Genomic DNA, 21,750 nt, shown 5'->3' on the forward strand with positions numbered 1-21,750 from the left:
GCAGTGGACCCACCTAATTCCATGCCGAACTTAGAAGTGAAACGCTGTAACGCCGATGGTAGTGTGGGGTATCCCCATGTGAGAGTAGGACACCGCCAGGTATTATTTTGTTAATTCATTTTAGAAGAAGTGAATTAACAAAATAGAATTTTTTGGTAGCAATAGTGCAGCAGAACCACCTGAATCCATGCCGAACTCAGAAGTGAAATGTTGTAACGCCGATGGTAGTGTGGGGTATCCCCATGTGAGAGTAGGTCACTACCAAATATCAATTTTGCGGAGCGGTAGTTCAGCTGGTTAGAATACCTGCCTGTCACGCAGGGGGTCGCGGGTTCGAGTCCCGTCCGTTCCGCCACTTAATTAAGCGAATTAAATTTCGCTTTCTTTCTAGGGGCGTAGTTCAATTGGTAGAGCACCGGTCTCCAAAACCGGGTGTTGGGAGTTCGAGCCTCTCCGCCCCTGCCATCTACTAATATCATATTTATTCTAATCCTAAATTAGGTTCCTTTCTATTTTAATTGAATACGAAAATCTGTTATGTGAAAAGACTTATCTATCCAAATTAGTTTTTAAAATTTCAAGGTATTTAGGTAATCCAATGAGAAATTTTTTATAGTAATTAAATTTTGATCATAATTGGAATGAGCTACAATCAGCTATTGTTTCAAGTTGTTGAATACAGTTAATTATAACAGCCTGTATTTTGAACAATTTTGTTCTAGTCTATGTTGTGTGGTGTAAAGCATTTATTGTATTTTATTATTGCGTTAAAAATACCGTTATAATTGATAACTTTATACTACGATCTTTTCACAAACCTAGTGCTTGTTTCATTAATTCTGTTTTTACAAAATCTAGTTTGTCTGTTGCACTTAATCCAATACCTCTAACTAGTTTTTTAATTGGATTTTCGCCAGTAAACAGATCTTTTAAGCCTTGCATTGCAATTAGCATTTTAATCGCTTCTTTTTTACGTTGGCGTTCATAGCTTCGTAAATGGCGATATTTACCGATATCAACGCCAAGATTGAGATTTTCTTGGAGAATATTAGATAGCGTGACGACATCTTGAAAGCCTAAATTGACACCTAATCCCGCTAATGGATGAATGGTATGAGCGGCATCACCGAGCAATACGATTCTGTTTACTGCAAAATCACGTGCGTAGCGAGCAGTCAGTTGAACGGTTTTACGATCACTTTGTAGTTTGCATAAGCCCAAGTGCATATCAAAAGCAGTAGAAAGTGTGTGATTAAATTCTTGTTCATCACATGTTGCTAATTGTTTTGCTTGTTCAGCTGGTAATGACCATACAATTGAGCTCCAATTATCTTGATGTAAAGGTAAAAAGGCTAAAATACTGTCTTTAGCGAAAACTTGTCTTGCACAGTGTTGATGTGGCTCAGTTGTTTCGACATTACAGACTAAGGCATGATGTCCGTAGTCGCGAAAAATTAGTGGAATATTTGCTTGCTTTCGCAGCCAAGAATTTGCGCCATCTGCACCAATAATCAGTTTTGCTGATAAAATTTGATCATTATTTAAAGTAAGAATTGCATTGCTTTCTGTGATACCTAGCTTTTGTGGAAGTGCGGTAATAATCTCTACATTTTTCTGCTGTTTCACTTTTTCCCATAAGCAATGCTGAATTAAGTGATTTTCTACAATATGTCCCAGATGAGAAATACCTAGACCTTGCGTATTAAATTGGATATTAGCAAAACTATCTTTTTCCCAAACATACATTGAATTATATTCGGTCGCACGCAGGTGGATGAGTTGTTGCCATACATTAAGTTCTGTTAAGAGTTTTTGGCTTGCGAGATTGAGGGCACTAACACGGTTTGTCACCGTGGCAATACTCACTTTGCTGGGAAACGCTTCAATAAGAGCGATACGTAATGGCTGTTTTTCAAGGCTTGCTGCTAACGCTAAGCCGACCATTCCACCACCAATAATGGCAAGATCAAATGTTTTCATGTTATTTCCATCCTAAAGTTGGTTTGGCGAAATATTGACGTAATAAACGTGATTGTGAAAGCGCCATCAAACCTAATGTACGACTAATTTGTAATGGCAGTAAGTTATTCGCAAAAATAGATAGTAAACCATCAGTTAAATTGATGATTTGTTGTTGATCTTGCTGCCGTTCGATTGCATAGGGAATTAAATTTTGATAAGCACCAATATCTTGTTGTTGCTGATATTTTGTAGCGACAAGGCTGGCTAATTGCATCACATCACGAATGCCAAGATTAAAGCCTTGTCCTGCAATAGGGTGTAATGTTTGTGCTGCGTTGCCGATTAGCGCAATACGAGGCTGAATATGTTGTTCTGCTTGATATAAATTAAGTGGATAAGTAAAACGTTGCCCACATTGCAATAATTTACCTAGACGCCAGCCAAAACGATGTTGCAGTGCAAGAAGAAACTGTGCTTCGTCACATCGTATTAATGGTTCAGGATCTTGTACACACCAAACGAGAGACATTAAGTTATTTGGCATGGGCAAAAGAGCAAGAGGACCTTCATCAGTAAAGCGTTCAAAAGCGCGATATTGATGTGCTTGTTGTGGTAATACATTTGTGATGATAGCAGTTTGATGATATTGACGGACTAAATTTTGTGAAATATTGACTGAACTTGCGACTAATGATTGTGTACCATCTGCACCGATAAGTAGTTTTGTACTTAAAGTGCGGTCATTTTTAAGTGAAATTTTCACTTGTTCTGTATCATGTTCAATCTGTGTAATATCGACTGGTGCGAAGTAATTAATGTTAGGATATTGATGAATTGCATTGAGTAAAATTCGTCCTGTTGCCTGCAATTCTATGACTGCTCCCAGTTGAGATAAATGGAACTCTTGAGCGCTGAATTCAGTCAAACCACTATGACCTTTATCTGAAACATGGATTTTTTTGATAGGTGTAATAATGGGTTGGAATTGTTGCCAAAGTGTTTGTCCAGTTGGCAAATTGATTTGCGCTAAACGTTGGCAACTACCATCAGATAACGCAATGCAACGAGCATCAAAACCACGTTGTTGATGTTGGTGTGAAACTTGCTTTTCTAAAACAGCAATTTTGATTTTACCAGCAGTTTGATCGCTGAGCGCTAGAGCCAATGTGGCTCCCGTCATTGCGCCACCGACAATAATGACATCGTAGTTTGTTTCTTGAGACATTGCGCTATCCTGTTATTTACTTGCCATTAAATTCTCAATATCTTCAATTTCTTTTGGTACTGCGCTCGTTAGATTTTTATTACCATATTCTGTAATTAATAAGTTATCTTCAATACGTATTCCAATACCTTTGTATTGTTCTGGTACATTGGATTTTTCTGAAATGTATAAGCCCGGTTCAACAGTAAGCACCATGCCAATTTCTAATGGACGATCACGTACTTTACTATTACGATTGTTATTGTCTTGATCTTTAGTATAACTACCAACATCATGTACATCTAAACCTAACCAATGCCCTAAACCGTGCATATAAAATTCACGGTAGGCTTCGGTTTCAATTAGTTCATCGATATCACCTTGTAAAATGCCTAGCTTAACTAAACCTTCAACTTTAATCCGTACAACTTCGTCATTTGCTTGTTGGATTGAATTACCCGGTATAAGAAGTTCAATAGCGCGTTTTTGTGCATTTAATACGATGTCATAGATTTCGCGCTGTGCTTGGCTGAATTTGCCATTGACAGGGAATGTTCTGGTAATATCACCTGCATACATTGCAAATTCACAGCCTGCATCAATTAACACTAAATCGCCCTCTTTTAAAGGCATATCATTTTCAGTGTAATGCAAAATGCAAGCATTTTCACCACCAGCAATGATTGAATTGTATGAGGGGTTACGTGCGCCAAAGCGGCTAAACTCATGCAAAATTTCATGCTCAATTTCATATTCTAAGCGATTTGGACGAGTTTTTTGCATTGCACGAATATGAGCAAGTGCACTGATTTGCCCTGCTTGTTGCATAAGTGCAATTTCATTTTCTGACTTAAATAAGCGCATTTCATCAAGCATTGCTTTCCAGCATAAAACTCGGCTGAAATTGACCGCACTTTGTGTTAATAATTCGTCACCCCAAGTATGGAGTTCTGCTAAGTGATAAAGTGTGTTAGTATTTGCGGCAATTTTAGCAAATTCGCTGCTGAAGTCGTCGATTGAAAAGGCGTGATTTACAACAAGTTTAGCTGGTGCATTAGTAACACCTAAACGGCGACCATCCCATGTTTCTCGCAATGGATCAGAAGGGCGAACGAAAATGCTACTTGCTTGTTCACCTGCTTTTTTACTGAGGATAAGCACGGAATTTGGCTCATTAAAACCAGTTAAGTACCAAAAATAGCTATCTTGACGAAATGGATAAGCACAATCATTACTACGGCGTTTTTCGATTTCAGAAAAGACGATAAAGACGGAATCATCTTGCATTTGTGCAAATACTTTATTACGGCGTTCAATAAATTCTTGCTGAGGAAGCGCAGCCATATAAGCTAAATCCATGTTTATTCTCCTTGTTATTTGGATTAGTGTAATACGGGTTTTTGTTCAGCTTGTGCTGGCTGAAAATGAGTAAATAATAAGCAGGCAATAGTACGCACGTATTCGATAATTTCTTCTAAGGCTTCACTCAATTCTTCTTTGTCATCGTTTTCGTCATAACCTAATTGGCAAATATCATGTAAATCGTCTAGTGCTTCACCAATATCACCTTTTTCTTTATCTAATTTAGGTTGCGCCAATCCTAGACCTAATAAGAAATGATTTGCCCATTCAGATAAACTATCGGCGCGGCTAAAGACATCATCTTCATTTTCGGGTAGCCATAGTTCAAAATCAAACCCATCAATGTCGGCTAATTTTTCACGAATGTGTTGATATAATTGGACCACTTCTTGTAACAATGCATGTGGGTAAGCATGATTTTCATTAGTAAATTGGAATAAGAGCGGTTGCCAACTTTGATCTGTGACACCACCACAGACTAAACCACTTAAAAAACCATGCAGTTCTGCGCTGGAAAGTGTGATGCCAGCACTTTTTAAGTGTTGGGAAAATTCTGAATAAGACAACATCTATTTTGTCCTTATAATTATGGTTAAATAAGTGATGTCAGTTTACCACTCTCGCGCTACGCAACCAATAATTAGACGGATTTTTTTAGCTATGGCATAATAACGTGCAAAATAATTAAGCTGAATGGAGGCGAGATGTCGTCTAAAAGTATTGAATTACCTGTGCTTGGGCAGGTTTTGCGTTTAAATTGCCCAGAAGAACAGCACGAGGCTTTAAAACAGGCAGCAAAAGCGCTTGATTTACGTGTATCAGAAATGAAAGAGCGTACGGGTATTTTACAATTAGAACGTGTTTTATCTATTGTGGCGTTAAATTTAAGTTACGAATTATTGCAGGAGCAGCAGAAAACGACATCAATTGAAGATTTACTTAAAACAAGAATCCAACAGCTTGACCATTCATTAGAAAGTATTTTGACACAAAAGTCGAACAGTTAATGGATAATTTAGTTGGTTCAATAAACAGATAGCGAATTATCGCTAGTCAATAAGGCTAAATTACGTTAGTATAAAACAAAGATTACCTGAGGTGTTTGCCAGTGGGTTATGTCCCTGAGCCGATACTTTTATATTATGAATTGGTTTCTAATTGTTGGTGTGCATGCTTAGTTTTACTAAGAAGCCTAAAAATAGTTATAACTGATTCCCTTGAACCGTTGGGTTCAAGGACTGTCGCCTACAGCGGCATCTCGGGTTCTTCATTTTATTTATTTCAATGAATACTCATTCTTTTCTACGTCAACAAATCCGTCGCCAAATTCGGCAAATTCGCCAAAAATTGACCGCACTTGAACAACAACAAGCAGAAATTGCTATCACAGAACAAGCATTACAATTAATTGAACAAAAAAAAGCGCAAAATATTGCCTTATATTTCGCTTGTGATGGCGAAATTTCGACTCGATTGTTAATTGAATGTTTATGGCAACAGGGAAAAAATGTGTTTTTACCGGTATTACATCCATTTTGCCCAGGACATTTGTTATTTTTAGCGTATCAACCAGACACATCGATGCATAAAAATGTATTGGGTATTTGGCAGCCAAAATTAAATGTGCAGCAAGTATTACCATTGTGTGAGATGGATATTATTTTTGTCCCTTTAGTCGCATTTGATCTACAAGGCAATCGGCTTGGTATGGGCGGCGGTTTTTATGATCGAACTTTACAGGATTGGCAGCAGAAGTCTTTTATTCCTGTTGGATTGGCACATAAATGTCAACAAGTTGAGCAATTGCCAATAGAAAGTTGGGATATGCCATTAGCTCAAATTTTAGTAGGATAACGCATAAAAAAAGGATATTTAAACATATCCTCTTTTTGTTTGTATCGCATTTATTGCTTTAACAATACGTTAGGTTCTGCTGATTTTTCTACTTCAGCAAATGTTCTACCTTTATTCGCTTCAATAATAGTTGCAGTTTGTGCAGCGAGTTCTTTTAGATTCATTTTTTCATAAGCGGCTTGCATTAATGGTAATGCTTCGTAAGTGGCTTGTGCATCTGGATATTGCTGTAACATCCCAACGACGCGATTCGCTACAGCAACATGGGCATCACGTTTAGCATAAAATTTAGCAATTGATAATTCATGACGCGCTAAACTTGCTTTGATATATGCCATACGTGCTAATGCATCTTGTGCATAAGGGCTATTGGGAAAATGCTGTACAAGTGTTTGGAAATTAGCAAATGCTGCTTTAATTGATGTGCTTTCACGTGTGGCTCGATCCACATTAAATAAGTCTTGGATATAATTGTCGCTTAATGCGGAGTTAGTTAAGCCTGCCATATAAAGGACATAATCTAAATTGCGGCTCGTTGGATATTGTTGTAAGAAGCGGTCAGCTAATACTAAGGTTTGCGTATAATCTTGCGTTTTATAATTCGCATAGATTAAGTTTAATAAGGTTTGCTCGCTATAACTACTGCCAGGAAAACGCGTATGTAGTGCATTTAAATAACGAATAGCTTGTGAATAATCGCCATCTTGTAAGTAAGTTTGACCGACATTATACAGCTCTTGTTCTGGGCGTTGTTCAACATCTTTAGAGCCTGAACAAGCACTCACAGCAAATGCGGTTAAAGCAATAAGCGTGAACGATTTTAATTTACGCATTAGATAATCCTTATTTTTACGAGCAATGATAAATGAGTTACAATGACCCAGTATTGTATATAACATTATTAAATAAGCAAACTTCATTAACGGATTTTTTTCTTTATGGCACAAATTACCTTGTCGGCTGAAGTTCAGCTATCTCAAATGGGACAACGTTTAGACCAGACTTTAGCTGAATTGTTCCCTGACTACTCACGTTCGCGCTTAAAAACTTGGATTGAAGCGGGGTTAGTCTTTGTCAATGGTCAGCTTACAAATGTTCCTCGCACCAAAGTTTATGGTGGCGAACAAGTCGAAATTACCGTTGAAATTGAAGATGATACTCGCTTTGAACCTGAAAATTTACCGCTTAATATTGTGTATGAAGATGATGATATTTTAGTGATTAATAAACCCAAAGATTTTGTAGTTCATCCCGGCGCTGGAAATCCATCGGGAACAGTGTTAAACGCACTGTTATATCATTATCCGCAAATTGCTGAAGTACCACGTGCTGGGATTGTACATCGTTTAGATAAAGATACGACAGGATTAATGGTTGTGGCAAAGACTATCCCAGCGCAAACACAGTTAGTACGTGATTTGCAAAAGCGTAAAATCACCCGTGAATATGAGGCGATCGCTTGTGGCATTATGACCAAAGGTGGTTTGGTTGATCAGCCAATGGCGCGCCATCCAACTAAGCGGACGCAAATGGCAGTACATCCAATGGGTAAACCTGCGTTGACTCATTATCGTATTATGGAGCGTTTTCGTAATTACACGCGTTTACGCTTACGCCTTGAAACAGGGCGTACTCACCAAATTCGTGTACACATGGCTCATATTGCACATCCATTATTAGGTGATCAAACTTATGGTGGTCGTCCGCGCCCACCAAAGCATGCGAGTGATGAGTTAATGACCGTGTTACGTGAATTTAAGCGTCAAGCATTGCATGCGATTATGTTACGTTTAGCACATCCTATTACGGGAGAACTCATGGAATGGCATGCGCCATTGCCTACAGATTTTGTGCAATTAGTCGATGTGTTGAAAGCAGATTATCAGCTACATAAAGACGATTTAGATTATTAAGCAAGGTAAGTAAATGAAAGTGCTTAAACCTGATTGGTCAGTACCAAAAAATGTGCATGGATTTAGTACTTTAAGACAAGGCGGTGTGAGTCAGCCACCTTACGACAGTCTCAATTTAGGTACGCATGTTGGTGATGAGCAAAATTCGGTAAAAACTAACCGCACTTTACTGGTTGAAAAGTTACAGTTGCCGCAACTGCCTGTTTTTTTAGAGCAGATTCATAGCACAAAGGTAATCAAGTTACCTATAACCAATACTTCAAATCTTGCCGCAGATGCGGTTTATACTGACCAGCCAAATCAAGTCTGTCTTGTCATGACAGCTGATTGTTTACCTGTCTTGTTGGCTTCTCAACAAGGTGATGAAGTAGCAGCAGTACATGCAGGATGGCGTGGTTTATGTGATGGTGTTTTAGAACAAACTGTAGCGCAATTTCGTTGTCCTCCGTCACAAATCATCGCGTGGCTTGGTCCCGCTATTGGTCCAACTAAATTTCAAGTTGGTCAAGACGTTGTCGAACGGTTTTGTGCACGAGAGCCGACAGCAGAACTTGCTTTCACACCAGATCCTCAGGCACTAAATAAATATTTAGCGGATTTATATTTATTAGCTACACAGCGTTTAAATAGGTTAGGTATAACGCAAATCAGCGGTGGTGAATATTGTACATTCACTGAACAGAATAAATTTTTCTCTTATCGTCGAGAACGGCAAACTGGTCGGATGGCAACATTGGTTTGGTTTACAGATTAGAAAAGACAGTTATTTTTAGATTTACTTGTCATGATATTTATCCCTTAAATAGGCGTAAATAAAAAAATATTGTAGAATTGACCGCACTTTAGTAAGCACTTAAGTGCGGTCATTTTTATCAGGATTTTATATGACAGAAAGTATTAAACTCGAATTAGAACAACTACGTAATAGCTTACGCCATCATGAATATCAATATCATGTATTAGATAATCCACAAATTCCTGATGCAGAATATGATCGTTTATTTCATCAACTAAAAAATCTTGAAAAACAATATCCTGAGTTAGTGACAGTAGACTCGCCAACGCAGCGTGTTGGCGCTAAACCTTTGTCTGGTTTTGCCGAAGTGAAACATGAAATACCAATGTTATCCTTAGATAATGCTTTTTCAGATGAAGAGTTTAGGGCATTTGTTAAACGCATTGATGAGCGTCTGATCCTATCGCCAGAACAATTAACTTTTTGCTGCGAACCCAAGTTGGACGGATTGGCTGTGAGTATTTTGTATGTAGATGGTAAATTAGTACAAGCGGCTACTCGTGGTGATGGTACAACGGGTGAAGACATTACCTCTAATATCCGCACTATTCGTAATATTCCTTTGCAATTGTTAACTGATCAGCCGCCACATCGTTTAGAAGTGCGCGGTGAAGTCTTTATGCCGCAGGCTGGGTTTGAGATATTAAATGAAAAGGCATTAGCAAAAGGAGAAAAAACTTTTGCTAATCCACGTAATGCAGCGGCGGGTTCATTACGCCAATTAGATCCTAAAATTACTAGCCAACGTCCATTAGTACTTAATGCTTATGGTATTGGGATAGCGGAAGGTATTGAGTTACCAGCGACACATTTTGAGCGTTTACAATGGCTTAGGGCGATAGGGATTCCAGTAAATACGGAAATTCAGTTATGTCATGGTGTTGAACAGGTGTTAGATTTTTACCGCATCATTATGCAAAAGCGCAGTGCTTTAGGTTATGACATTGATGGTACAGTGATTAAAGTTAATGAGATTGCTTTACAAACAGAGTTGGGTTTTGTTTCTAAAGCGCCGCGTTGGGCAATTGCGTATAAATTCCCTGCACAAGAAGAACTTACCGTATTAAATAGCGTTGAATTTCAAGTCGGAAGGACTGGAGCGATTACACCAGTAGCAAAATTAGCGCCAGTGTTTGTGGCAGGTGTGACAGTGAGTAATGCTACTTTACATAATGGGGATGAAATTGAACGTTTAGATATTGCTATTGGCGATACGGTAATTATTCGCCGTGCAGGTGATGTGATTCCACAAATTATTGGGGTGGTACATGATAAGCGTCCAGCAAATGCAGAGCCGATTGTTTTTCCTCAAAATTGTCCTGTGTGTAATTCTGTGATTACACGAATTGAAGGGGAAGCAGTGGCGCGTTGTACAGGTGGATTGTTTTGTGCGGCTCAACGCAAAGAAGCGTTAAAACATTTTGTGTCGCGTAAAGCGATGGATATTGATGGTGTGGGTGCCAAATTAATTGAACAGCTTGTTGATCGTGAGCAGATTCACACGCCAGCTGATTTATTTAAGTTGGATCTCACCACATTAATGCGTTTAGAGCGCATGGGACCGAAATCAGCCCAAAATGCGATAGCGAGTTTAGAAAAAGCGAAAAAAACCACATTAGCTCGTTTTATTTTTGCGTTAGGCATTCGCGAAGTTGGCGAAGCAACAGCTTTAAATTTAGCTAATTATTTCAAGACATTAGTAGCGTTAAAAGAGGCAACACTTGAACAATTACAAGAGGTACAAGATGTGGGCGAAGTTGTTGCCAATCGCATTTTTGTATTTTGGCGAGAGCCGCATAATGTTGCGGTTGTTGATGATCTATTGGCACAGGGTATTCATTGGGATACTGTTGAACTCAAAGAAGTAGATGAAAGTCCATTTAAAGAGAAAACAGTCGTGTTAACGGGAACTTTAAGCCAAATGGGGCGCACTGAAGCGAAAGCATTATTGCAACGTTTAGGCGCAAAAGTCAGCGGTAGTGTATCAGCGAAAACGGATTTAGTAGTAGCTGGCGAAAGTGCGGGTTCGAAACTGGCAAAAGCGAATGAGCTTGGTGTGCAAGTGATTGATGAACAAACTTTTTTAGATTGGGCACAACCTTATTTGTAAGAGAAAAATAAAACCGCTTAAATAACTGTTTAAGCGGTTTTTTTATCAGTCATAACGCACTTGTCTGTATCAAAAAGTGCGGTCAGTTTTTGACAAAATTAAGAAAGGAATTTAGCTTTTAATTCTTTTGCGAAAGCGACTTTCTCTGGCGTTAATTCTTTTGTCATTGGTTCACGGCAGTAGCCTGATTCAACACCATCCAGTTTTAATAATTCTTTGATAGTTAAATATAAACCGTTAGATAAGATACCTTCGATTAAATCGTTAGTCACATGTTGAATTTCAAGCGCTTCTTGTAATTTACCTGCTTGCGTTAATTCAAAGATTTGACGTGCACGAACGCCGTTTACGTTGAATGTACTGCCGATTGCACCATCAACACCTAATGCTGCCGCAGGTAACATCATTTCGTCGAAACCAGCCCAGATTAAGTGATTTGGGTAAGCTTTTTTCAGGCGCTCTAATAAATAGAAGTCGCCCGCAGTGAATTTCACACCCAATACTTTAGGGTTTTTATAAAGTTCACCAAATTGCTCAACACCGATGTTGACGCCAGTTAAGAATGGAATTGAGTAAACGATCATGTAGTTACCCGTTGCTTCAATAATACTGTCGTAGTAGTGTTTGATCTCTGGGAAACTGAATTTGTAGTAAAATGGTGTCACGGCAGATAAGCTGTCATAACCTAATTCTGTTGCATATTTACCTAGTTCAATTGCTTCTTGTAAGTTAACACTACCTACTTGTGCAATTAAGGCGATTTGATCTTTTGCTTCATCTTTCGCAATACGGAAGATCTCTTTTTTCTCTTCCGTTGAAAGCATGAAGTTTTCACCTGTACTACCACCAACATAAAGACCATCGACTTTCATTTTGTCGATATTATAACGAACGATTTCGCGTAAGCCTTTTTCGTTGATTGAACCATCAGCGTTGAAAGAAACTAACAATGCACTGAAGATACCTTTTAAGTTTTTCATTGGATACTCCTATAAATGTGTTATTTAACACGTTGTTCTAAAATGACATTAACTGTTTTTTGCTTCGTTTTAGTTGCTTTATCTTCAGTCGCTTGGACGATTAAAGTGTAAATCAAATCTAAGACAAAAAGTTGAGCAATTTTTGTTCCCATTGAGTCACCTTGTAATTGCCCTTGACGATTGCCATTAATCAACACATGGTCAGCAGCGTGGGTAATTGGTGAACGTAGGTTATGTGTGATAGCGATGGTGGTCGCTTCATTTTTTTTCGCAATATTGAGTGCTTGAATTACTTCTTTAGAATAACCTGAGTGACTAATGCCAATAACGACATCGCCTTTTTGCATCAGTGCAGCTTGCATATACATAAAGTGGTTATTCGAAGTTGAATCCACTTGTAAGCCAATACGCATAAATTTATTTTTAGCATCTTCTGCTGTAATACCAGAGGAGCCAACACCAAATAAGAAAATACGTTTTGCTTTCATCATCAGGTTGACAACGGTTTCTAATTCATTGAAATCTAATAAATTCACTGTTTCTGAGAGAACATTCGTGATGGTGCTTTGTAATTTAGCCGCAATACTTCTTGGATCATCTGAAGATGAAATATCGGTGTCGAGTAGAGAATGGTATTGCTTTTCTCTGGTTGCTAATTCAATTGCAAGCTCTAATTTAAAGTCAGTGAAGCCTCTGAAACCGAGTGTACGGCAGAAACGAATAAATGTTGCTTCTCCGACGTCAAGATGTTTCGCAATATCAGAAAGAGAAGACTGACTGAGTAAATCAGGCGATGCAAGAATAGTTGCGGCAATTCTTTTTTCTGTTTTGGTGAGGCTATCGTGTAGCGCACCAATAGTATCTAAAATTTTTCCACTGATTAACATAGAGGCTCCTTAAAAGTACGGTCAAAATTACAATAATTCTACTGGCACTTTCACGACAAGTTTTTTCAGACTGACTACTTGGTTATCCACATTACAGCCGGGTTTATGCGGTTCATAAGGTAAGAACACGACAAACATGTTTGGTTTTAATGTTAATGTGCTCTTATACTCAATTTCTGGTGTAAGTTGGTAATCATCTTTCTCATCATAGTCGGTATAGTTTGCAAGTGTTGGATAAGCAACGCTATATTCGATGTTTTCTTTACCAGAAATGAGTACTTGTACATCAATATATTGACGATGTAATTCGGCTTGTTTGCTTTCAGCAGCGGCTGTATCAAATGCCATCACGTTCATATAAATTTGATCCGTAATATCATGACGACCGGTTTCTAACGCTGTTAAATCTAAGGTTTTTAAATATTCACAAACTTCAACGATCGCCTTAGGTAGACCTAATCTAAAGTCATCGCGAGTTAAATCACCAATAAACATAATCTTCTCCTATTTCAAACTGATACCTTGTTGTAGACAATCTGCTACCCACCAAGCAGCGCCAATCAAACCAGCGTCTTGTCCATAACGAGCTTGCTCTACTGTACAATGATAAAAATGTGGCATTTCGTGTAAATATTGCTGTACTAAAGGTAGATAACCTTCAGCTAATCCAACACTGCCACCGACGACCACTTTTTGCACATCTAAACCAATGACTAAATCTGCAATTAAATGCGAGATAGCTTTGGCTGAACGTTGAATAAGTGCGGTCGCTTTTTCATCATTTTTTCTAAATAACTCAAATGCTTCTTTAGGTGTGCAAGGCGGATTCCATTGGCTAGATACTGCTTCAATTGCACGCCCAGCTGCAACGGCTTCTACACAGCCTACACGACCACAACCACAGACTGGACCATTCGGATCTGCTAAGGTGTGACCAATATGACCTGCGACACCGTTAGGCTCAGTGAGCAAATGACGCTCTAAAATGATACCGCCACCGACGCCCGTTGAAACAGTGATAAAGACGAAATTTTGTACAGTATTTTTATCTTCGTCTTTGTACTCTGCACAAGCTGCGGCTTGCACATCGTTGAGTAAACCAATAGGTTTATCGGTATGACGTGCAATACTTTGTTTTAGTGGAAATTCAGCTAATCCCCCTAAATTCTTTGGATTCAGTGCGGTTAAGATACCATTATTAATAATGCCTGTTGAAGCGACTGCAACATAATCAAATTGCCCCGCATATTGAGTTAAAATCTGCGCTAAGGTATCGTGCATTGCATTTGCTGCATCCGCTTGTGGGGTAGAGATTTGCTGGCGTTGCTCGATTTTGCCGTCAATGACAATGGCTGAAGCAATTTTTGTGCCACCAATATCTAATGCTAAACAACGCATAATTTCTCCTTTCTACTCAAATCGATTATTTGGCTGATTTCACTGCATCAGCAAACCAGCTGACAATATGTTCTAAGCGAGTTAATGCAGATCCTACAGTGACAGAGTATGCACCAATTTCAATCGCTACTTTAGCTAATTCAGGTGTATTGTAGCGACCTTCTGCCATGACACGACAGCCAGCCGCATTTAAATCTTTAACAAGCTGATAATCTGGTTCGGCGGGTACTTCACCGCCAGTATAACCAGACATTGTACTACCAATGATTTCTACCCCTAGATTTTGGCAGTACATTCCTTCTTCGAAATTAGAACAATCTGCCATCGCTAAGCAGCCTAATTCTTTAATTCGTTTTACAATAGCTTCACGTGTTGTTGGACGGATACGGTCAGTTCCATCAAAAGCAATAATATCTGCACCTGCCGCAGCTAAATCATCGATATCTTGTAAAAATGGGCTGATACGAACAGGGCTATCATCAAGATCACGCTTGACAATACCAATGATAGGAACATTAACAACTTGACGAGTTGCTTTGAGATTTTCAATACCTTCGATACGTAAACCAGCGGCACCGCCAATCACAGAGGCTTGTGCCATAGCAGCAACAATTTCAGGTGAGTCCATTGGGCCATCATCGACAGGTTGGCAAGAGGCAATTAATCCATATTTGATTTGTTCTAAAATTTGTTGATGTGATAATTTTGACATGTTAACTCCAGTCTAATTTCGTCAAAAGAAGATTGACTCCAATTTGTATAGATTAATCTTAGAATAAAAAAATAACAACTAAAATAATGAAAATTTGCGATCTCTGTCGCATATTTACACACAAGTATTTTGTGGGTTATTTAAGTACTTATTTTTTCAATTTAAGACATCTTTTTTAAGTTTATTGTTGTAAATATTTTTCGAGTAATTCAGTCAGTACTTGATAGCCTTTTTGATTAAAATGCAAGCCATCTGTGCATAAAGTGAGATCTAATTTATGCTCACCATTACGAAATGCTTGCTGTGTTTCGATATAAGTAACATTTGCAGGACAATGTGCTTTTAAGTAAGCATTTAGCTTATTGATTTGAGCATTAGTGACAGTAGCAATATTATTCACTGGCGTGGCTTCTAATAGATAGTAGTGTGAATGTGGGGCAATGAGATATAAATGAGCAAGAATTTGATTTAGCCACTCCATCACTTTAGCAGGTGAGTAATCTTTTTCTTTACAAATATCGTTGACACCCAAGAAGAGGAAAACATGCTTGCCTAAATGTGCGATATGTTTAGCTTTAACAATCACATCGAGGTATTGTCGCGCACTCACGCCTGAAATGCCTAAATTTGCGACTGTTTGATTAGCTAATGTCGGTGTGCCCGTAGGTAAATCACCCCACATATCAAATAATGAGTGGCCAATTAAACTGATATCCGCTTGTTTTGTAAATTCGCTCGCTTTTGTTTGATAGCGCTGAAAAATATCTTGATCACTTAACATGGCTCTACTACCTATTTTGAAATAAAACTCCAAACATTATATAAAACACAATTTTTTGGTAAACATTTTACTCAGTTTTAGTCATGGGAAATGTTCAATTTTGTGACGTACCTATCATTTATGAAATAAAACTTCATTTTCTATATAAAAAATAGTTTTTTCACTTTAGAATGCAAACGTGTGAAATTTATTTCATCGTCACTTTAACGTAATCCCAACGTAACCAATAGAGGAGAACTCATAATGAAATTTAAAAAACTACTACTCGCATCTTTATGTTTAGGCGTTTCAGCTTCTGTATTTGCAGCAGATTACGATCTTAAATTCGGTATGGTTGCGGGTCCAAGCTCAAACGAATATAAAGCAGTAGAATTTTTTGCTAAAGAAGTGAAAGAAAAATCTAATGGCAAAATTGAAATCGCGATTTTCCCTAGCGCACAATTAGGCGATGACCGTGTAATGATCAAACAATTAAAAGACGGTGCACTAGATTTTACATTAGGTGAGTCAGCACGTTTCCAAATTTACTTCCCTGAAGCAGAAGTATTTGCGTTACCTTATATGATTCCAAATTTTGAAACATCGAAAAAAGCATTGTTAGAAACAAAATTTGGTCAAGCTTTATTGAAAAAAATCGATAAAGAGTTAAACGTAGAAGTGTTATCTGTTGCTTATAACGGTACTCGCCAAACAACCTCTAACCGTGCAATCAATAGCATTGAAGATATGAAAGGCTTAAAATTACGCGTACCTAACGCGGCGACTAACCTTGCATATGCTAAATATGTTGGTGCAGCACCAACGCCAATGGCATTCTCAGAAGTTTATTTAGCGCTTCAAACTAACTCTGTTGATGGTCAAGAGAACCCATTACCAACAATCCAAGCACAAAAATTCTATGAAGTGCAAAAATACTTAGCATTAACTAACCACATCTTAAATGATCAGCTTTATCTTGTCAGTAATGAAACAATGGCTGATTTGCCAGCAGATTTACAAAAAGTGGTTAAAGATGCAGCAGCTAAAGCGGCAGAGTTCCACACTAAACTCTTCGTTGATGGTGAAAATAGCTTAGTTGAATTCTTCAAAGGTCAAGGTGTAACAGTAACAATGCCAGATCTAAAACCATTCAAAGCAGCACTTACTCCGTACTATGATGAGTATCTCAAGAAAAATGGTGAAGTCGGTAAAATGGCTGTAGAAGAAATTTCTAATTTAACTAAATAAATGTGAGTAACCTTATCCCTGTGCCTTAAGGGATAAGGTTCATTTTTATTGGGTTGTTGAGGTATCTATGAAAATAATAAATAAATTAGAAGAATGGATTGGTGGCGTAATGTTCATCGGAATCTTTTTGATTCTGTTGGCACAAATCGTTGCTCGTCAAATTTTTCATTCCCCGTTTATTTGGAGTGAAGAACTCGCAAGATTGCTATTTATCTATGTCGGCTTATTGGGTATCAGTATGGGTATTCGTAGCCAACAACACGTTTATATTGATTTTTTAACCAATTTTATGCCTGAAAAAGTGAGAAGAATCACAAACTCTTTTGTACAAATTCTCATTTTTATTTCAATCATTATTTTCATTCATTTAGGCTTTAAAGTTTGGTTTGATTCCAGTTTTAAAATGGAAGCTTTAACGGCTTTCGTTTCTGATTTGCTCGGCAGAGAGACGATCGTTTATGAAAAATGGATGTATGCTGCGTTGCCATTTATTTCTTGTTTAATGTTATTCCGCTTTTTCCAAGCACAAGTTGAAAACTATAGAAATAAATTAAGTTATATTCCTGTCATTGTATTTGTCATCAGTGCGATCATTATTTTTACTATTTTATTTATTGAGCCAGATTGGTATAAAGTACTACGCATTTCTAATTATGTGAAATTCGGTAGTGATGCCGTTTATATCACTTTGGTAGTTTGGCTTATCATTATGTTTGTGGGTACACCAGTAGGTTGGTCATTATTTATTGCAACCTTGCTTTATTTTGCGATGACACGCTGGAATATTGTTAACTCTGCTTCAACAAAACTAACAGACAGTTTAAATAGCTTCCCATTATTAAGTGTACCGTTCTTTATTTTGACTGGTATTTTAATGAATACAGGTGGAATCACAGAGCGTATTTTTGATTTTGCACGTGCATTACTCGGTCATTATCGTGGTGGTATGGGACATGTTAATATCGGTGCCAGTTTAATTTTCTCTGGCATGTCAGGGTCAGCGTTAGCCGATGCGGGTGGTTTAGGTCAATTAGAAATTAAAGCAATGCGTGATGCTGGATATGATGACGATATTTGTGGTGGTATTACTGCTGCCTCTTGTATTATCGGTCCACTTGTTCCACCAAGTATTGCGATGATTATCTATGGTGTTATTGCTAACCAATCAATTGCTAAATTATTCATTGCAGGCTTCGTGCCGGGTGTGTTAGTGACGATTGCGTTGATGACCATGAACTACTATGTGGCTAAGAAACGTGGTTATCCGAGAACACCAAAAGCGACCTTAGAACAACGTTGCCAAGCATTTAAGAAAGCAATTTGGGCAGTGTTAACACCGTTACTCATTATCGGTGGTATCTTCTCAGGTTTATTTACCCCAACTGAAGCTGCGGTAATTGCTGCCTTCTATTCAATCATCATTGGTATGTTTGTATATAAAGAGTTAAACCTCAAAATGCTATTTAAAAGCTGTGTGGAAGCAATGGCAATTACAGGGGTAACTGCACTTATGGTGATGACTGTCACTTTCTTTGGTGACATGATTGCACGTGAACAAGTTGCAATGAAGATCGCAGAAGTTTTTGTGGCAGTGGCAAATTCACCAACAACCGTGTTAGTAATGATCAACCTATTACTCTTATTCTTAGGTATGTTCATTGATGCATTAGCATTGCAATTCTTAGTACTACCAATGTTGATCCCAATTGCAGTTCATTTTGGTATTGATTTAATCTTCTTTGGTGTAATGACTACATTGAATATGATGATTGGTATTTTAACTCCACCAATGGGGATGGCGTTATTCGTGGTTGCTCGTGTAGGTAATATGCCAGTCAGTACTGTGGCGAAGGGGGTTCTGCCATTCTTAGTGCCAATTTTTGTCACACTAATATTGATTACTATTTTCCCACAAATTATCACCTTTATACCAAATCTTCTGATGCCTTAATGGCTTGAAGAAATGGAATTCAAAGCCAGTCAAATTTGGCTGGCTTTAACTTAAAAACTTGCCATTCAATGTTGTATCTGAATAGGTATTCATTCTTACTAACCTAACTAATTGAGGTAATAAAATGAAATTTACAAAAACAGCTTTATTTGCAGCTCTAGCAGCGACTGCTTTCGCCGCACAGGCAGGACAATACCCAGATTTACCAGAAGGAATCAAAGCGGGGGCGGGTGCATTAGTTGGTGATACTGTTTATGTTGGTTTAGGTGGCACTGGCACAACTAAATTCTATTCATTAAATCTTAAAGATCCAAAAGAATGGAAGGAAATTGCTGAATTCCCAGGCGGTAAACGTAATCAACCAGTTGCTGCAGGTGTAAATGGTAAACTTTATGTATTTGGTGGCTTCCAAGATACTGATGTTGCAAAAAATCAAATCATTAATGATGCTTATGAGTACAACCCAGCAGATAACACTTGGATGAAATTACCAACTCGTTCACCACGTTCAACCTCAGTTGGTGCAAGTGTTGCAGCAGATGGTAGCAAAATTTATTTCGTTGGTGGGGTAAACCATGAAATTTGGAATGGTTTATTCCAAGATGTAAAAGCAGCAGGTGGCGATAAAGAGAAAGAAAAAGCAATTTTTGATCCTTATTTCAATTTACGTGCACAAGACTTTTTCTTTTCACCAGAAATCATCAGTTATGAGCCAGCAAACAATGTATGGCGTAATGAAGGTTATTTCCCATATTCAGGTCGTGCAGGTGCAGCAGTTGCAATTAAAGAGGGTAAATTGTTAGTTGTTAATGGTGAAGTGAAAGCAGGTTTACGTTCACCAGGTAGCGCAATTGGAACAATTGGCAAAGATGGCGTCACTTGGAAAAAACTCGGTGATTTACCAGCACCAAAAGGTTATGACAAACAAGATGGTATCGCTGGTGGTATGGGTGGATATACTCATGGTCACTATATTGTGACTGGTGGTGCAAACTTCCCAGGTGCACTTGCAAACTATGAAAAAGGTATCATGGATGCACACCGCACAGGCGGCTTGAAGAAAACTTACCACAAAGATGTGTATGCATTGGATGCGAAAAGCGGTAACTGGAAAATTGTAGGTGAGCTTCCAGCTAACATTGGTTATGGTCTAGCGGTTTCTTACAATAACAAAGTATTATTAATCGGTGGTGAGACTGATGGTGGTAAACCATTAACTTCAGTTCAAACAATGAGCTTCGATGGTAAAAAATTAACTGTAGAATAATTGCCGAACTGATAGTAGGATTAATATTTCAATGTAGAGGCAAACCAGTAGGTTTGCCTTTTTCATGTGATTGAGTTATTAGTTTCCTGAGAATAGATCGCCTAAAAGGATACGTTAATTAAAATAAAACAAAGGTAGACATGATGTCTACCCTGATTTTGCATTAGTAGGAAGTATTTATGTGAAATTTTTGCATTTTCTACCGCACTTTGAACCTCTAATTTAGAAGCGGGTAGTTAAGTCAGTTAACCAAGCAGGGCTTAATTCGACTAACCAAATTTCAATTTGTTTATCAAATCCTGTTAACACTAGTAAACCAACCGCCAGTAAACTCCAGCCCATGATTTTACGCCCTTTCTGTCCTGCATCAGCCAGTTTTTCGCGTTTTTCACGGAAAAATTGACGTGAAAGTAAGCCAATCGCAATTAATGGAATGACAGCACCTAAACTAAAAATCACCATGACTAAAGCGACGCTAGCAAGTGCTTCTCCTTGACTGGCAAGTGCAATTGCCGCACCTAGAGTTGGACCAATACAAGGTGCCCAAACAATGCCTAACAATAAACCAACTAGAAATTGCCCAGTGGCAGATTCTGGATTAAAACCACTTAACCATGCTTCGCCACGACCGCTTAATGCTGAAGTATAACGACTAAAAATAGCTTGTAGGCGACTGCTGAGTAACCAAAGCGCAACCAACAACATTAATATTGCCGCACCGTAGCGTAAATATTCACTATTTAAACCCAGTGCCAATCCGATAGAGGCAATAACTGTACCAACAAGCGTGAAAGAAATTGCCATCCCAAACGCAAGAGTAAATAAACCAATTTTACGTTTTGCCATTGCTGAGGAGGCGACAATCGGCAAAATAGGCAAAACGCAAGGTGAAAGTGTCGTTAATAATCCTGCCAACAAACTGAGTGCTAATACTGTTAAGCTAATATCCATATAAGCGACTCCAAGTTATTCAGAGAGAGTAATAAATTGACGTAAACGTGTTTCGTTTGTTTCTGCAATACTACGACGTAACTCTTTTCCTTCATTAAACAGAATTAAAGTGCTTTGACGAGTGACTTGGAAATTTTTTAATGCATCTTTTTGTTCATCATAATCAACTTTAAATACGGTGTAATCGTTGAACTGTTCTTCTTGTAACATCGGTTCTAAAACTTTTAATTGACGTTTACAAGTTGGGCACCAATCGGCATATACATCAATTAAGACAGGTTTGTTCATTTGTAGTGCACTTTCAAAGGCAGCCTGCTCAAAAGGTTTAAACTCTACAGCAAAAGTTTGCATTGATACGAATAGTGTCGCTAGTAATGTGAAGATTTTTTTCATGT

Annotated in this window: 21 protein-coding genes, 2 tRNA genes, 2 rRNA genes and 1 other RNA gene; 13 read left to right on the plus strand and 13 right to left on the minus strand. The window is 38.2% G+C overall.

Going from position 1 to position 21,750, the window contains the following annotated elements; genetic code table 11:
• The 4 genes from rrf (ACFSAV_RS01700) to ACFSAV_RS01715 form a co-directional block, all read left to right on the plus strand.
• Window positions 1–101 (plus strand): 5S ribosomal RNA (gene rrf / locus ACFSAV_RS01700); the annotation flags it as partial.
• A gap of 50 nt (window positions 102–151) precedes the next feature.
• Window positions 152–267 (plus strand): 5S ribosomal RNA (gene rrf / locus ACFSAV_RS01705).
• 11 nt (window positions 268–278) lie between these two features.
• A tRNA-Asp gene (locus tag ACFSAV_RS01710) sits at window positions 279–355 on the plus strand.
• 34 nt (window positions 356–389) lie between these two features.
• Window positions 390–465 (plus strand) — tRNA-Trp (locus ACFSAV_RS01715).
• Window positions 466–810: 345 nt separating this feature from the next.
• On the opposite strand, the gene ACFSAV_RS01720 is transcribed toward ACFSAV_RS01715, so the two are convergent.
• From ACFSAV_RS01720 to ACFSAV_RS01735, 4 genes are read right to left on the minus strand one after another with little or no spacing between them, the layout of a single operon-like run.
• Window positions 811–1,980: an FAD-dependent monooxygenase gene (locus tag ACFSAV_RS01720; protein ID WP_101774365.1), complete on the minus strand. Its 1,170-nt coding sequence runs from the start codon at window positions 1,978–1,980 to the stop codon at window positions 811–813.
• 1 nt (window position 1,981) lies between these two features.
• On the minus strand, window positions 1,982–3,187 hold the full coding sequence (gene ubiH / locus ACFSAV_RS01725) for a 2-octaprenyl-6-methoxyphenyl hydroxylase (RefSeq protein WP_379095497.1): 1,206 nt from the start codon (window positions 3,185–3,187) through the stop codon (window positions 1,982–1,984).
• 12 nt (window positions 3,188–3,199) lie between these two features.
• The gene (pepP, locus tag ACFSAV_RS01730) at window positions 3,200–4,525 is read right to left on the minus strand and encodes a Xaa-Pro aminopeptidase (RefSeq protein WP_379095500.1); all 1,326 of its coding nucleotides are present in this window, start codon (window positions 4,523–4,525) and stop codon (window positions 3,200–3,202) included.
• Between the two features lie 23 nt (window positions 4,526–4,548).
• Window positions 4,549–5,097: a YecA/YgfB family protein gene (locus ACFSAV_RS01735; protein ID WP_379095503.1), complete on the minus strand. Its 549-nt coding sequence runs from the start codon at window positions 5,095–5,097 to the stop codon at window positions 4,549–4,551.
• Between the two features lie 135 nt (window positions 5,098–5,232).
• On the opposite strand from ACFSAV_RS01735, the gene ACFSAV_RS01740 reads away from it, so the two are divergent.
• The 3 genes from ACFSAV_RS01740 to ACFSAV_RS01750 all read left to right on the plus strand — a co-directional run bounded on the left by ACFSAV_RS01740 (window position 5,233) and on the right by ACFSAV_RS01750 (window position 6,382).
• Window positions 5,233–5,535 carry a cell division protein ZapA gene (locus ACFSAV_RS01740; protein ID WP_101774369.1) on the plus strand — a complete coding sequence of 101 codons (303 nt, stop codon included), beginning with the start codon at window positions 5,233–5,235 and terminating at the stop codon, window positions 5,533–5,535.
• An 80-nt stretch (window positions 5,536–5,615) separates the two neighbouring features.
• A non-coding RNA gene (ssrS, locus tag ACFSAV_RS01745) (6S RNA) lies at window positions 5,616–5,797 on the plus strand.
• Window positions 5,798–5,812: 15 nt separating this feature from the next.
• The gene (locus ACFSAV_RS01750; protein ID WP_379095506.1) at window positions 5,813–6,382 is read left to right on the plus strand and encodes a 5-formyltetrahydrofolate cyclo-ligase; all 570 of its coding nucleotides are present in this window, start codon (window positions 5,813–5,815) and stop codon (window positions 6,380–6,382) included.
• A gap of 50 nt (window positions 6,383–6,432) precedes the next feature.
• Here ACFSAV_RS01750 and ACFSAV_RS01755 read toward each other — a convergent pair whose 3' ends face one another.
• Window positions 6,433–7,215, minus strand: coding sequence for an outer membrane protein assembly factor BamD (locus ACFSAV_RS01755; RefSeq protein WP_379095509.1), 783 nt, complete (start codon window positions 7,213–7,215; stop codon window positions 6,433–6,435).
• A gap of 105 nt (window positions 7,216–7,320) precedes the next feature.
• Between ACFSAV_RS01755 and rluD the strand changes: the two genes are divergently transcribed.
• From rluD to ligA, 3 genes are all read left to right on the plus strand, one after another.
• On the plus strand, window positions 7,321–8,295 hold the full coding sequence (rluD, locus tag ACFSAV_RS01760; RefSeq protein WP_379095512.1) for a 23S rRNA pseudouridine(1911/1915/1917) synthase RluD: 975 nt from the start codon (window positions 7,321–7,323) through the stop codon (window positions 8,293–8,295).
• Between the two features lie 13 nt (window positions 8,296–8,308).
• On the plus strand, window positions 8,309–9,049 hold the full coding sequence (pgeF, locus tag ACFSAV_RS01765) for a peptidoglycan editing factor PgeF (RefSeq protein ID WP_379095515.1): 741 nt from the start codon (window positions 8,309–8,311) through the stop codon (window positions 9,047–9,049).
• Between the two features lie 130 nt (window positions 9,050–9,179).
• Window positions 9,180–11,201: an NAD-dependent DNA ligase LigA gene (ligA, locus tag ACFSAV_RS01770; protein WP_379095519.1), complete on the plus strand. Its 2,022-nt coding sequence runs from the start codon at window positions 9,180–9,182 to the stop codon at window positions 11,199–11,201.
• A 98-nt stretch (window positions 11,202–11,299) separates the two neighbouring features.
• Here the strand turns inward: ligA and nanA are convergent, their stop codons facing one another.
• The 6 genes from nanA to ACFSAV_RS01800 form a co-directional block, all read right to left on the minus strand.
• A complete protein-coding gene (gene nanA, locus ACFSAV_RS01775) occupies window positions 11,300–12,181 on the minus strand; it encodes an N-acetylneuraminate lyase (RefSeq protein ID WP_379095523.1) in 882 nt (293 codons plus the stop codon).
• A 20-nt stretch (window positions 12,182–12,201) separates the two neighbouring features.
• A complete protein-coding gene (locus tag ACFSAV_RS01780) occupies window positions 12,202–13,068 on the minus strand; it encodes a MurR/RpiR family transcriptional regulator (protein ID WP_101774375.1) in 867 nt (288 codons plus the stop codon).
• Window positions 13,069–13,095: 27 nt separating this feature from the next.
• Window positions 13,096–13,563: an N-acetylneuraminate anomerase gene (gene nanQ, locus ACFSAV_RS01785; protein ID WP_101774376.1), complete on the minus strand. Its 468-nt coding sequence runs from the start codon at window positions 13,561–13,563 to the stop codon at window positions 13,096–13,098.
• Window positions 13,564–13,572: 9 nt separating this feature from the next.
• Window positions 13,573–14,466 carry an N-acetylmannosamine kinase gene (locus ACFSAV_RS01790; protein WP_101774377.1) on the minus strand — a complete coding sequence of 298 codons (894 nt, stop codon included), beginning with the start codon at window positions 14,464–14,466 and terminating at the stop codon, window positions 13,573–13,575.
• Window positions 14,467–14,491: 25 nt separating this feature from the next.
• Entirely contained in the window at window positions 14,492–15,178 is a 687-nt protein-coding gene (locus tag ACFSAV_RS01795) for an N-acetylmannosamine-6-phosphate 2-epimerase (protein ID WP_101774378.1), read from the minus strand.
• 181 nt (window positions 15,179–15,359) lie between these two features.
• The gene (locus ACFSAV_RS01800) at window positions 15,360–15,959 is read right to left on the minus strand and encodes an SGNH/GDSL hydrolase family protein (RefSeq protein ID WP_379095529.1); all 600 of its coding nucleotides are present in this window, start codon (window positions 15,957–15,959) and stop codon (window positions 15,360–15,362) included.
• Between the two features lie 243 nt (window positions 15,960–16,202).
• On the opposite strand from ACFSAV_RS01800, the gene ACFSAV_RS01805 reads away from it, so the two are divergent.
• From ACFSAV_RS01805 to ACFSAV_RS01815, 3 genes are all read left to right on the plus strand, one after another.
• On the plus strand, window positions 16,203–17,186 hold the full coding sequence (locus tag ACFSAV_RS01805; protein WP_101774380.1) for a sialic acid TRAP transporter substrate-binding protein SiaP: 984 nt from the start codon (window positions 16,203–16,205) through the stop codon (window positions 17,184–17,186).
• 67 nt (window positions 17,187–17,253) lie between these two features.
• Window positions 17,254–19,137 (plus strand): TRAP transporter large permease, encoded by a 1,884-nt coding sequence (locus tag ACFSAV_RS01810; RefSeq protein ID WP_379095533.1) that lies wholly within the window; start codon window positions 17,254–17,256, stop codon window positions 19,135–19,137.
• 124 nt (window positions 19,138–19,261) lie between these two features.
• Window positions 19,262–20,404 carry an N-acetylneuraminate epimerase gene (locus tag ACFSAV_RS01815; protein ID WP_101774382.1) on the plus strand — a complete coding sequence of 381 codons (1,143 nt, stop codon included), beginning with the start codon at window positions 19,262–19,264 and terminating at the stop codon, window positions 20,402–20,404.
• 222 nt (window positions 20,405–20,626) lie between these two features.
• On the opposite strand, the gene ACFSAV_RS01820 is transcribed toward ACFSAV_RS01815, so the two are convergent.
• Window positions 20,627–21,355: a cytochrome c biogenesis CcdA family protein gene (locus ACFSAV_RS01820; protein ID WP_101774383.1), complete on the minus strand. Its 729-nt coding sequence runs from the start codon at window positions 21,353–21,355 to the stop codon at window positions 20,627–20,629.
• Window positions 21,356–21,370: 15 nt separating this feature from the next.
• Entirely contained in the window at window positions 21,371–21,748 is a 378-nt protein-coding gene (locus ACFSAV_RS01825; RefSeq protein ID WP_101774384.1) for a thioredoxin family protein, read from the minus strand.
• Window positions 21,749–21,750: the final 2 nt, after the last annotated feature.

Source organism: Pasteurella oralis, from assembly GCF_042681465.1.
Taxonomy (GTDB): Bacteria; Pseudomonadota; Gammaproteobacteria; order Enterobacterales; family Pasteurellaceae; genus Pasteurella; species Pasteurella oralis.